Origin of the sequence: Bacterioplanoides sp., from assembly GCF_965226395.1 — a bacterium.
In the GTDB taxonomy this organism is placed as follows: Bacteria; Pseudomonadota; Gammaproteobacteria; order Pseudomonadales; family Oceanobacteraceae; genus Bacterioplanoides.
Window position 1 is genome coordinate 3,864,103 of the sequence record NZ_OZ245358.1, and the last position, 12,552, is coordinate 3,876,654.

Consider the following 12,552-nt stretch of genomic DNA (forward strand, 5'->3'; position numbering starts at 1 on the left):
ATATTCCCTTTTGACACCCTTTTATTAGAGGTATGACTATGCCTGTCGAATTACGCCCCAAAGATAACCCTACACACGTCGTTGCCCGTGTCCGCATCAAGGTCGGCTCAACCCCTGCCTTTATTTGGGACGTGGATAAACTTGCACTAGCAGAAGCATGGCACGATGCCGCAAAGCAGGCGATTAAAGAAGGGAACGAGTACCCACCACCGTCTGCTTTCGGCTCCCGCTCCACTGTCGATGAAGAAGCACCTAAAGCCGCACTTAACTCAAACTGGACGCTTAAGCAGGCGTACACCAAAGCACTGGAAAAGAAGTGGGCCGGTAAGAATTCTGAAGCAAAGCAAGCCGCGTACTATAAAGTTATTGCCGGATTCTTCGGGCATAACAAGCGCTTCAGCGACATTACATGGGAAGATTTAGACGCGTTCATTGGTGCTATTAGTGTGAACCCTGACACGGGAAGGCCCCGGTCAAATGCAACTATCAACAGGCATCTATCTACGCTCAGTGTCATGTGGAAGCTCGCAAATAGCTACCAAAAAGCACCTATACGCATCGGGCCGTGGCCTATCTTAAAAGAGACCGGCAGCCGCACAGCCATTCTTACACCTGAATATGAGCAGAATATGTTCGAGGCGTGTAAGCAGCTGCAAGACACCGAAATGCGTGACTTCCTTATGATCCTACTTGATACCGGTATGCGCCGGGGCGAAGTTGAGCGACTACGTGTAGGGGATATTGCCGAAAAAGATTTACTAATCCTTGAGCGCTTCACTACGAAAAACGGGGACGCACGTTCAGTCGTCTTAACTCCTCGCACTCAGAAAATGGTAGCGCGACGAGCTAAAGGCAAGAAGCCGCATGAAAAGCTGTTTCCTATCAACACGAATACGATACGACACCGTTTTGACCGCATCAAAGATGCAGCACAACTGCCTAAAGAGATCGTCATGCACTCCCTTCGTCACACTTTCGCCTCGCGTCTTGCACGTACAGGTAAAGTCTCTCTGTATGACCTGAAAGAAATGCTGGGACACCGCAGTATTCAGGCTACACAGATATACGCCCACCTCTGTACAGGCTCTCTGCGTCGTGCCAGTAACTTGCTCAGTGAATCACCTGAGTACTCAAGCGAAGAGCATGACTTTTGACACTTAACCTTCACCACCCGAACAGTTGAGAACTCGCAAGGGATTTCGGTAGATATTTAATCTCCTGTAAACCTTGTGGTGTTTTTCGCGCCACACGGGTGGTGTTTTAGTGGCGATTCGTGTTTAATGCGCCGCACTGAAACGCGGGTGTGGTGGAATTGGTAGACACGCCGGATTCAAAATCCGGTTCTTCACGGAGTGTGGGTTCAAGTCCCACCACCCGCACCATTACTGGCTTCGTTGAGGCTCAGAAGAAAGTTTGAAAAAACTTATTGACTCTGATTTTTAACTCAGTAATATACGCGCCGCTGACGAGGCAACGGATTCAAAATCCCCCGCCTTAACGGGTGTGCCGGTTCGAGTCCGGCCTCTGGTACCAGTTTTATTTGCAGGTACGCTTCGGAATCTCGGTCAGTGACAATGACTTATTGAATCTCTACTTTTCAATAAGTGAAAAATGCCCAGGTGGTGGAATTGGTAGACACGCTAGCTTCAGGTGCTAGTGGCCTTACGGCCGTGGGAGTTCAAGTCTCCCCCTGGGCACCACTACTTAACTACTACAACGTTTGTTGTAAAAAGTAAGTAGATGGTGACGCATTTTTCGAAAACACACGTTATTTAGCACTTCGTTAGAAGATCGCTAAACGCCTTGCCCAGGTGGTGGAATTGGTAGACACGCTAGCTTCAGGTGCTAGTGGCCTTACGGCCGTGGGAGTTCAAGTCTCCCCCTGGGCACCACTACTTTTCACAAGTGGTGATGATCTCTTCTTAATCACATCTAAATATCAACCGAATTCTACTGACTGAGTTTAATTTTATTGCTTTCTGCTCAGCTTTTCTCTTAGCACCCTTTTTCTATACCGCCTTTCTCTCACAACACTCTCTTCTATTGCCGCTTCTTCCCATACCAGCCCATGATTCGTGTGCCATCAAAATCATTTTTAATACTATAGAATGAGTCCAATCAAAGCGGATTTACAACCGCTTGTCAGATATCCGCCACACTCTTCAAAACTTATAACCTAGTCACATATTTTTGCTGCTCTCTTTGTTACTGTTTAAAAAAAGCACAGTCATAGTGCTAGAAGCCTGCTAACAGGCTTAATAATAAACAACATCTTGCCCCACCTGATTAGCAAAGATGCAGAGGTACTTCATGAATAATATAAAGCCTGGGGGTTTTTCCGGTGCTCAGCGTTGGTTATGGCTGATAGCTATATTGCTGACTCTGGGAGCCTGTTCGAGTGAATATTCTGGCGATGTCGGCGGTGCATCCGCTGGTGAAGAATTTAACCCGATTGGTCCAATTAACGAGAATGGCCGTCAGCAATACCTTGCCCAATGCGCCAGCTGCCATGGCGTCGATGGCAATGGCACACCAGCAGGCACTTCACTGGTCGGTTGTGCTACCTGCACCTCTGTTAATGTCTTAGCCGATGAAATTGAACGCACCATGCCAATAGGCAATGTTGGACGCTGCATTGGCAATTGTGCCAGCGATACCGCCGAGTACATTCTTCAGGTGTTTAATAACCGCATATTAAATAGCGGCACCAGCAGCCTTGAAGGCGTGATCAACTCAGAGCAACAAATCACCTTAAGACAGGCAACTTTGCAATTTGCTGGCCGCCTTCCCACCACTAATGAACTGAATCAAGTTGCCGACGGTGGCGATATTGCGTTAAACGAAGCGCTCACCGCTATGATGAATGAAGAAGCCTTTTATCAAAGCCTGATGGAGGTTTTTAACGAACAGCTGCTGACAGACAAATACCTGACCCGCAATCTGACAGAAGGCGGCATTAATCTATTGGATAGCGACGATTTCCCAAATCGTAAGTGGTACAACGATGCGTATCCGGATAACGGCAGCATGCGCACCTGTGTTCGCACGCAAACCAATGATGCCGTCGCACGCGCCCCCTTAGAACTGATTCGTTACGCCGCCAAAAACGACTTACCACACACGTTATTTATGACCGCTGATTTTATGATGGTGAACTGGTACAGCCAGCAGGTGTATGAGGCGGAGTTGCTGGATGTTAATGATACCTTTAACCAGCTGGATGAACCGGTATGCGCCATTGAAGATGGTGCAAGCTTGTCCTGGGATCCAAACGACTTCAAACCAGCAAAAATCAATAAAGACCTGCAATTCGAACTGGGGGGCATGCCACATGCCGGTGTTCTCACGTCACCCATGTTCCTGAACCGTTACCCAACCACCTTCACCAACCGCAATCGTCATCGCTCTAAAACCGTATTTGATTACTTTCTGGATACTGACATATTACGAATTCAGGGGTCTCGTCCGGGTGACGGTATTGGTGATGAAAAACCTAACCCAACCCTGCTGGATGAAGCTTGCTACCCTTGCCATCAGGTCATGGATCCGGTCGCCTCGGCATTCCAACACTGGACTGATCGCGGTCAATACATTGTCACCGGCAGTACTTCGCCAAACCGCTGGGACAATTCAGACATCGAGCCTGCTGGCTTAGGGGGTAAAAAAGTGCCCCTGTCAGGCAGCGAAGGTAATTTCCGCAATATGCTGCAATGGCTGGGCAAAGAGATCTCTGAAGATCCACGCTTTATTCGCGCCACCGTACGCACTCTGTATCGGGGCATTATTGGCCAGGAACCGCTGATGTCTCCCGGCGAAAATGCCAGCGAAGCCGATCAAAAAGCCTTTAATGACCAACGTGCAATTCTTAACGGCATTGGTCAGGCTATGGTCGCTGACAACTGGAGTATTAAAACCGCCGTCCGAGGCATTATTCTCAGCCCTTATTACCGGGCGAACAGTGTTGATATTAATGAACTTGCCAGCAACAAACACATTGGCTCGAGCCAGTTCATAAGTCCGGAGCAATTACAGCGTAAATTAAAGGCAACCATGGGTATTGTCTGGGACGATTTACGATTTGAAAACAATCGCCTGATGCTCGGCGGTATGGATTCAGATTCCATTATTGAGCGTATTCGGGAACCCAGCGGATTAATGATCGCCATTCAGAATCGTATGTCCGTTGAGATGGCCTGCCGGGGCGTCCCTTACGACTTCACCTGGCACAGCAGCAAACGAAACCTGTTCCCGTTCGTTGAAACAGACACAGCTCCGCTGGCAGATAATGGCGACCCTATTCCAGACTCAATTGAGTCTATTAAGCGCAATATTCAACATTTACATTGGACACTGTTAGGTGAACGTCTGAATTCTGGTGACCCTGAACTGGAAGCCAGCTATCAGCTGTTTTTGCAGGTCTATAACCAGGGGCAGATCATGCTGGCATCACCCAATGATTTTGAACCCTACCCTGTTAGCTTATCGTGTCAGGCGCGGCGCGATTTTCGCGAAGATGGTCGTACAGGCAATAGCATTGTCGACACATCAGAAGACAGCGCCGTTGCCATTGAAGATCGCCGCACCTTAATCCGTAGTGATGACAACTATGTTATTCGCTCATGGATAGCCGTGGTGACCTATTTATTATCCGACTATCGCTTTGTATACGAATAACAGGAGGCTGCTATGAAACGTCGTAACTTTTTACAGCTGCTGGCAGCCACAGGAATGTCAGCCCAATTGCCGGTTTTTTCAAACCGTGCTCATGCCGCAACCATTCCTGATCGTTACCTGGTGGTGGTTAATGCTGGCGGAGGTTGGGACCCCACCTCGATTTGTGATCCTAAAGGGTTAAACCGTGCCTACGCTGACAACTCAGATCGTTTTGAAGGATCAACTAACTCAGTGGACCTGGATAGTAATAAGCGCTTTGGTCAGATTCAATGGAGTGCCATACCTGAAGGGGTGTCTAACGATGACGATGTTCGCCTGCGCATTGAGAGCCAGTTTGATCAATTTTTCCAGAGCTATGGCAATCGTCTGACGGTGATTAATGGCATCGACAATGGTACGAATAACCACGATACCGGTAACCGGGTAACCTGGTCGGGTCATGAAGAAAACGGCTACCCGTCCATCAGTGCCTTGTATGCTGCTGCCATTTCACCCAGCCTGCCGATGGCTTTTATCAGCAATGGCGGCTATGACTTTACCGATTCATTAGTCGCACGCGCCCGGGCGAATAGTGCAGGCTTTATTAATGAAATCTCTGATCCGAATTTCTGGTTTACCGATAGTAATACGCAATTTCGCCGGGGCCTGCACTACCGCTCTGAGGATAATCAGGTTGATATCTACAACATGATTCAACAAGCCCAGAACAACCGGATCCAGCGTCAGCAGAACAACGAGCCGCTGCCTAAAAGAAGGGAACAGCTTGGTCAGCTGTTTACCGTACGCGGTGAAGACAATAACCTGGGAGCATTAAAGACCCATATTGATGATATTCAGGCCAATGTCAGCCGCGATGCCAACTGGAATCCCAATCGGGCTAACTCGTTAAAAAGTCAGGCTGAAGTTGTTGCTGCCGCCTTTAAAGCAAATGTCGCTGCCAGTGCTAACTTAAGCGTGGGTGGCTTTGACACCCATGGCAATCACGATGCCAGCGCCTACCCCCGCCTGGGTGATTTAATGGAAGGTGTGCATTTTCTCAATCAGGCACTAACCCATGCTGGCATTGCCGACCGAACCACCATTGTGATTGGCTCCGACTTTGGCCGCACGCCTTACTACAATTCAGGCAATGGCAAAGATCACTGGCCAATCACTAGCGTGATGGTACTGCACCCAACAACTGTTAATACCGGCGGCCGGGTATTTGGTGCCTCAACCACAGATTTCCGCGCACAATCTATTAACCCACAAACCGGATTAGCTGAAGCCTCGGGCGACATGCTTGGGCCACAACATGTTAATCAGGCATTACGTGAATTGATGGGCATACAAAACAATCCATTAATGGCTGACTACCCGTTAGCAGCTAATCCATTTAATATTTTCGGTTAAGCCAATCTTTTGTTAGAAGGACATACTGTGCGATTTACAACCATTTTGTTTGCTTTGTTGTTTTCGACCTCAACCTTTGCCACCAGCGCAGGGGATACGGCGCCGCAGTTCACTTTGCCGCAGCTCACCAAAAAAGGGCAATTATCCCTGTCGCAATATCGTGGCAAGGTGGTTTATGTTGATTTCTGGGCCTCCTGGTGCGGCCCCTGTCGCAAATCCTTGCCTCTGCTGAATGAGATGCGCAACGAACTGAAAGGCCAGCCATTTGAAGTGCTTGCCATTAACCTGGACGAAGAAATCAAAGACGCCCGCGGCTTCTTAAAACAATTCCCGGTCAGCTACCCCACGTTGCACGACAGCGAAGGGACAATCGCAGAAAGCTATGAGCTGAAAGGAATGCCAACCTCTTACCTGATTGATCAAAAAGGTAATATTCATGCAGTACATACCGGCTTTAAACCTTCCGATATGAGTAAAATCCGCCAGGAAGTTTCTGCCTTACTTGGTATCGAAATGGATCAGCCCTAATGTCTAAAGCTCTCATATTCAAAGTCTTCGTGCTTACCAGCGTTATCGCAGCTCTTTCTGGCTGCGCCCAGGTAAAACCCTGGGAACGCGGTAATTTATCCAAAGACATCATGGCCTGGGACATTGATCCCCTCAAAAGCTCGCTCGATAGCCATATCTATTTCAGTAAAGAAGGTTCTTCGGGAGGCGGTCAATCCGCCGGTGGCGGCTGCGGCTGCAATTGATCCCACAGCCCAATACGATAAGAGCCTGAAGGTACTTTCATGACACCTAAAAGCAAAACGCTTAAAAACAATGCCTTAATGGCATTAGCGGCAGCCGCATCCCTGCCACTATCCAGTCAGGCTGAAGTCACGCCTGAAGATCATATTGTGGCGTACCGCTACAGCCAATATTCGGAAGATGATAACCCCAGAGAACGGACCATCACTCCGGAAACAGGCCGTTATGATATTGAAGTGCATCAATTCCGCCATGCCCGTCCATTAGGGGAAGACTGGTATATTGATGGCCAGATGCAATATGAGACGCTCTCCGGCGCTTCGCCGCTCCAGACGTATGAAGAAGACGGAAAAAGTGTACTGGTAACATCAGGGGCAACTATTGATGAACAGCGCTTTGATTTAAAAGTTTCGCCGAAACGTTATTTTGATGAGGGTACATTAGGCGGCACACTGGCCTACTCCACCGAAAACGACTATGAGTCGATTGCTTTGGGGGCTGATGGCAGCCTGGAACTGTTTGATAAGCACACCACACTGTTAGCATCATTCAGTGCTTCTTACGATACATTAAGCCCAACCGACATTGATGAATTCCCCACTCGTGAAGAATTTGATGGTAAGAACAAACGCATTGTGTCCCTGTATCAGGGCGTCAGTCAGGTAATTGATAAAAACCGGGTGATTCAGATAGGGGCTGGCCTGACTCATTTATCCGGTTATTTATCCGACCCTTACAAAACCTTTGATCAACGCCCGGATGAACGCGATCAATTTACTATCAGCACCTTGTACCGCCACTTTTTTAAAGTCGGTGACGGTGCTGCCTTACATGCGGATTATCGCTTATACGCTGATGATTGGGGCGTTTCATCACACACCATTACTGCCCGCTGGGCGCAAAGCTTCAATACCTCATCGGTACAGTTTTTAGTTACTCCACTGGTGCGTTATTACCGCCAGACCGAAGCCGATTTCTACACACTGGAACGTTTTCCAGCAGGTGAACATTTCAGTTCAGATTCACGTTTATCTGCCTTCGGTGCCATCACCCTTGGGCTGGATAGCCGGGTGCAATGGCAAAACTGGACACTCAGTCTGGATATGCAGTACTACACCTCCGACGAGGATCTGGGGCTGATAGAAACCAGCGATACCGAAACTCCTTCCCTGCTGACTTACACCATATTAAGCTTCGGAACCGAATACCGCTATTAACGACTCCTGATGCACATTCATCGTTTTTCTTTTACTGCCATGGCCTCACCCTGTGAATTACATTTACTGGGTGACGCCAAAATATGTCAACAAGCAGCCCAACAAGCAGAGCAGGAAGTTAAACGCATTGAACAGAAATACAGCCGTTATCGTCCGGACTCTGTCCTCAGCCAGATCAACCAGCAAGCAGGCTCTGCAACGACCATTGATCCGGAAACTTATTTCCTGCTGAATTATGCTCAGGTCTGCTTTCAACAAAGCGAGGGCCTGTTTGATATCAGTTCTGGCGTGCTACGTCAGGCCTGGAATTTCAAACAACCCAGATTGCCCGATCCATCAGAATTGACTCCATTATTAGAACGTATTGGCTTAGCTGATCTTGAGCTCAGCGAGAATCAGGTACAAATGCCTGCCACCATGGAAATTGACTTTGGCGGAATTGGTAAAGAGTACGCGGCTGATCGTGCCGCTGCGGTTTGTCGCCAACACGGCATTCACAGTGGCATCGTTGATCTGGGCGGCGATCTATTAGTGTTAGGGCCCAAACCTGATGGCTCTCCCTGGCACTTAGGGGTTCGTAACCCGCGCCCAACCATTTCAGGACAAAACCTCAACCAAACCAATAACCAAGCCTTTGCTCAGTTACCGGTTTATGAGGGCGGCATGGCCACCAGTGGCGACTATGAGCGTTTTTTTGAATTACAGGGCAAACGCTACTGTCACTTGCTAAACCCTCACACCGGATTGCCAGTGGATCACTGGGCCTCTGTGACCGTGTTAGCACCAAGCTGTTTATTAGCAGGGACATTTTCGACCATTGCCATGTTAAAACAAGCCGCTGCCAGCGATTGGCTGAAACAACAGGGGCTGCATTTTCTGGCGATTTATCCGGATGGTTCACATCTGGCGATGTCTGGCTCACAATAGAGCTCTGAATGTGCGCCGACCATAACAACAAAAACAGGGAACCGAGATGATTAATACCGCCGCTGCAACCCGTCCACACAAACTGCTAAGCCACGACGATTATCAAAGCTATGATGCCATGGGGCTGGCAGAGCTGGTGCGTCAGGGGGAAGTCAGCGCTGAGGAATTATTACAGGCCGCCATTCAACGTGCCGAAGTGGTTAACCCGGAGATTAATGCCATCATCACACCACTGCATGATTTTGCTCGGGAGCAGATTCGCAATGGCTTACCGGACGGCCCTTTTACCGGCGTACCTTTTTTATTAAAAGATTTATTAACCTCACTGGCCGGCACTCCGCTGAGTAATGGCAGCAATGCCTTTAAAGGTCAGATTTCCCCCACCGACAGCGAACTGGTGCGCCGTTATAAAAACAGCGGTGTGGTTATTTTTGGTAAAACCAACACCTCGGAATTTGGTTTGATGGGTGTGACAGAGCCCAAAGCCTTTGGTCCCAGCCGCAACCCCTGGAATACACAACATACACCAGGCGGAAGCAGTGGCGGCTCCGCAGCAGCCATTGCTTCAGGAATTGTACCGATGGCTTCTGGCGGTGATGGCGGTGGTTCAATCCGTATCCCTTCCGCCTGCTGCGGTTTATTTGGCTTAAAGCCGAGCCGTGGTCGTACCCCTACCGGCCCCTATTATTCTGAGTTATGGGACGGCGCTGCGGTTGAGCATGTATTAACCCGCAGTGTGCGCGACAGTGCCGCCATGCTCGACATTATTGCAGGGCCGGATAGTTCCACTCCCTACCCGGTAACCGCCGACAGCTCTTATCTGAGTGCCTTAAACAGCCCGGTCAGAACACTAAAAGTTGGTTTCAGCAGTCGCTCTTTTATGGGCAAAGACATTGACCCGGAAGCCGTTAAAGCCGTCGAAAACACGGTTCAATTATTAACTGATCTCGGCCATGAAGTTGAGGAAGTTAATTTACAGCTGGATGGCGAAGCACTGGCAGATTCCTATCTCACCATGTACTTCGGTCATGTCGCCGCTGATATGGAATACGCGGCGCAATTATTAGGAACCGGTTTCAGTAATCTGGATATTGAAGATACCACCAAAACCGTTGGCTATATTGGCAAGACCATTTCAGCCGAGCAGTTTGTCACCGCAAAACGACGCTGGAATCAGTTTGCCCAAACCATGGCTATGTTCCATCAACGATTTGATGTGTTACTGACTCCAACTCTGGCAACGCCACCAGTAGAAATCGGAGCCTTCGAGCCTCCTGCCTTTGAAAAATTCGGCATGAAATTCGTCAATGCATTTGGCCTGCATAAATTACTGCTTAAAACCGGGGTTGTTAAACAAATGGCGATGGACAGTCTGGAGAAATTGCCGTTCACCCAACTGGCCAATTTAACCGGCGCCCCCGCAATGTCAGTGCCACTGCACTGGACCGAAGCTGGATTGCCATTAGGGGTGCAGTTTATGGCGCCAATGGGTGATGAAGCCACGTTATTCCAGCTCGCTAACCAGCTGGAAACTGCACAACCCTGGTTCCATCGCACTGCGAAGATTGGTTAAAAGCAGATATTTAAAACCCCAGACCCAATATCCGAGTCTCAAAATCCGAGACTCACCACCGCTTTATCACCACGCTGCGGATGACATGGAGTGACCCGTTTCAGCAGCTCCTTATGCTGCTGATTAAACCAGCGCTGAATCTGAGCTTCACGTTCTTTTGCCAGCGCTTGCCAGCCTTTAATTTTTGCATCGGGTTTTTCCGCCAGCAAGGCCACTTCGTCTTCACTGGCAAAGCCACACACTTTTAATTCCAGCGTTTCTTTATCCAGCATCATGCCTGCAACTTTTTCCAGATAATCTCGATGATCGCCTGACAGCTCGGTTTGCAGCGAATTAAATTCCAGGTCATCAAGCCGTATCGCCAATAAATAATCACCGGCATAACTGGAGATCGAAATTAACGCGGTGTAAGGCTGCAGGGTTTGTGTCAGATAATAGGTTACGGCTTCCTGCATAGCCAAAATACTCAGCTGATTTATCAGATCATTCAGCCCTACATCCGGGTCATCCAACGGTCCGGATAGCGGCAAATTAAGACGAATATTATTGTTGTCATCGCGTAGGATCGACAGTGCCGTATCCAACGGCATCGACACCTGTTTACTCAGACGATCAATGGTCTCCTGATCAACCGGGGTAAACTTGCTGTTACGTAAAAAAATCTGCGCTTCGCCGTCCATATTGCCAGCCTCAACAGCAACATTAACGGTCAAATCCAGAGAGCCATGCAAAGTGTGATAGCCCATGGCATCGGCCAGATAACCGTTAAATGGCACCAGGTTCAGCTGATCAACAACCAGTTCAACATTCCCTTGTGGTGATGCTGTCTCTGCATCGGCTGTTAAACCCATTTCTGAATGAAGGGAAATGGCATTATATTCATCCAGAGCAAGATTCAGCTGCAACGGAATCTTACCGTTAAGATGCCATTGTTCATCTTTTAAGCCAGCATCCACAACACCTAACTGCAATTGTTTAAGCGCCACTCGCACATCCGCCGCTGGTGTAACTTGCTGGTCATGAAACTGAATATACGAGGGTGTTTGTGTGGTTTGTTTAACACCGGCAATAAAGATAGATAATATTTCTTTTTCTTCGCCTTTCTCTTCACCGTCATCTTCATTTAGTGCATTTTCTTTTTTCTCATCCTCCTTGAAGGTCGGATTACTCAACTGAGATCCCGCAGTAACATTCGGCTCAGCCGCTGCTTCTGCAACGGTTAAACCAGCAATATTGCCGTCAGCCAGTTTATGAATATTCACCATCAGGCCATGGTAATGATGCAGACCGGTTTTTAATATGTTGGATTTATGGGTCGCATTCTGAGCTGAAAAAACAATATCTTCGATCTGATAATGCGCCAATTCAGTCAGCGAGTTTCCAGAGGTAAGAGGCTCACCTATCTTTAATCCATTAAGCTCAAACAGTTCAATCCTGTGCTGTTGCGGAGCATTGCTATGAGTACTGTTATGAGCGTTGCCGTGAGTTGAACTATTGGTCGAATAAATACCCGTCAACGACAGGGACGCCAATGAAACCGGCGGCACATCCTCTGCCGTTAATTCAAGTCCGGATAACTGAATATCACCGCTGAGTTGCAATGATTTATCCAGCTTAATCTCGGAAAATCCAAAGCGTTTAAAACGTGCCTCGGCAGCGTTATTCGCTTGAATATAAAAACCCGCTAACTGAACATTCCCCACAAACTGTTGCTGAAATAATTGCCCGGGCAACCAGTTAAGCTCCAGTCGTTCCAGCTGTAATAAACGCAACTCGGGAATAGTTCCGGTATCCGCCTGCTCAATGACTAAGCCATCCAGTGTTAGCGTTCCATGCCATAGCGACAGGTCGGCCCGGTCAATATTTAGACGCTGATCCGGGTGTTGCTCGCCATACCACTGCTGAACATAATGAACCGCAAAAAACGGCCCCAGATTCACCACCAATGCATATAAACCGAGTAAGACTAAACTAAGATACAAGACAATTTTTAATAGCGTATTTAAATAGCCGGGCATG

General features: G+C 48.4%; 9 protein-coding genes and 3 tRNA genes. 11 read left to right on the forward strand and 1 reads right to left on the reverse strand.

Annotated features, from left to right (window positions below):
- The first annotated feature begins 38 nt into the window (after window positions 1-38).
- The 11 genes from ACO05E_RS17765 to ACO05E_RS17815 all read left to right on the forward strand — a co-directional run bounded on the left by ACO05E_RS17765 (window position 39) and on the right by ACO05E_RS17815 (window position 10,533).
- Window positions 39-1,154, forward strand: a complete 1,116-nt coding sequence (locus tag ACO05E_RS17765; RefSeq protein WP_419810825.1) for a tyrosine-type recombinase/integrase — start codon at window positions 39-41, stop codon at window positions 1,152-1,154.
- Between the two features lie 143 nt (window positions 1,155-1,297).
- Window positions 1,298-1,382 (forward strand) — tRNA-Leu (locus ACO05E_RS17770).
- 231 nt (window positions 1,383-1,613) lie between these two features.
- Window positions 1,614-1,700 (forward strand) — tRNA-Leu (locus ACO05E_RS17775).
- A 105-nt stretch (window positions 1,701-1,805) separates the two neighbouring features.
- Window positions 1,806-1,892 (forward strand) — tRNA-Leu (locus ACO05E_RS17780).
- Between the two features lie 418 nt (window positions 1,893-2,310).
- Window positions 2,311-4,674 carry a c-type cytochrome gene (locus ACO05E_RS17785; RefSeq protein WP_419810826.1) on the forward strand — a complete coding sequence of 788 codons (2,364 nt, stop codon included), beginning with the start codon at window positions 2,311-2,313 and terminating at the stop codon, window positions 4,672-4,674.
- Window positions 4,675-4,686: 12 nt separating this feature from the next.
- A complete protein-coding gene (locus ACO05E_RS17790) occupies window positions 4,687-6,066 on the forward strand; it encodes a DUF1501 domain-containing protein (RefSeq protein WP_419810827.1) in 1,380 nt (459 codons plus the stop codon).
- A gap of 27 nt (window positions 6,067-6,093) precedes the next feature.
- Window positions 6,094-6,594, forward strand: a complete 501-nt coding sequence (locus tag ACO05E_RS17795; RefSeq protein ID WP_419810828.1) for a TlpA family protein disulfide reductase — start codon at window positions 6,094-6,096, stop codon at window positions 6,592-6,594.
- A complete protein-coding gene (locus ACO05E_RS17800; protein WP_419810829.1) occupies window positions 6,594-6,818 on the forward strand; it encodes a DUF4266 domain-containing protein in 225 nt (74 codons plus the stop codon). The genes ACO05E_RS17795 and ACO05E_RS17800 overlap by 1 nt, the downstream gene beginning before the upstream one ends.
- A gap of 39 nt (window positions 6,819-6,857) precedes the next feature.
- Window positions 6,858-8,033, forward strand: coding sequence for a DUF3570 domain-containing protein (locus ACO05E_RS17805; RefSeq protein WP_419810830.1), 1,176 nt, complete (start codon window positions 6,858-6,860; stop codon window positions 8,031-8,033).
- Between the two features lie 9 nt (window positions 8,034-8,042).
- Complete coding sequence (locus ACO05E_RS17810) at window positions 8,043-8,960, forward strand: FAD:protein FMN transferase (RefSeq protein WP_419810831.1); 918 nt, start codon at window positions 8,043-8,045, stop codon at window positions 8,958-8,960.
- A 46-nt stretch (window positions 8,961-9,006) separates the two neighbouring features.
- Window positions 9,007-10,533, forward strand: a complete 1,527-nt coding sequence (locus ACO05E_RS17815; protein WP_419810832.1) for an amidase — start codon at window positions 9,007-9,009, stop codon at window positions 10,531-10,533.
- Between the two features lie 38 nt (window positions 10,534-10,571).
- On the opposite strand, the gene ACO05E_RS17820 is transcribed toward ACO05E_RS17815, so the two are convergent.
- A complete protein-coding gene (locus ACO05E_RS17820; protein WP_419810833.1) occupies window positions 10,572-12,551 on the reverse strand; it encodes a DUF748 domain-containing protein in 1,980 nt (659 codons plus the stop codon).
- Window position 12,552: the final 1 nt, after the last annotated feature.

Excerpts from the sequence above, each read along its gene's own strand:
- ACO05E_RS17800 (WP_419810829.1), top strand. The coding sequence starts at position 6,594 with ATGTCTAAAGCTCTCATATTCAAAGTCTTCGTGCTTACCAGCGTTATC.
- ACO05E_RS17785 (WP_419810826.1), top strand. The coding sequence starts at position 2,311 with ATGAATAATATAAAGCCTGGGGGTTTTTCCGGTGCTCAGCGTTGGTTA.
- ACO05E_RS17765 (WP_419810825.1), top strand. The coding sequence starts at position 39 with ATGCCTGTCGAATTACGCCCCAAAGATAACCCTACACACGTCGTTGCC.
- ACO05E_RS17805 (WP_419810830.1), top strand. The coding sequence starts at position 6,858 with ATGACACCTAAAAGCAAAACGCTTAAAAACAATGCCTTAATGGCATTA.
- ACO05E_RS17790 (WP_419810827.1), top strand. The coding sequence starts at position 4,687 with ATGAAACGTCGTAACTTTTTACAGCTGCTGGCAGCCACAGGAATGTCA.
- ACO05E_RS17815 (WP_419810832.1), top strand. The coding sequence starts at position 9,007 with ATGATTAATACCGCCGCTGCAACCCGTCCACACAAACTGCTAAGCCAC.
- ACO05E_RS17810 (WP_419810831.1), top strand. The coding sequence starts at position 8,043 with ATGCACATTCATCGTTTTTCTTTTACTGCCATGGCCTCACCCTGTGAA.
- ACO05E_RS17820 (WP_419810833.1), bottom strand. The coding sequence starts at position 12,551 with ATGCCCGGCTATTTAAATACGCTATTAAAAATTGTCTTGTATCTTAGT.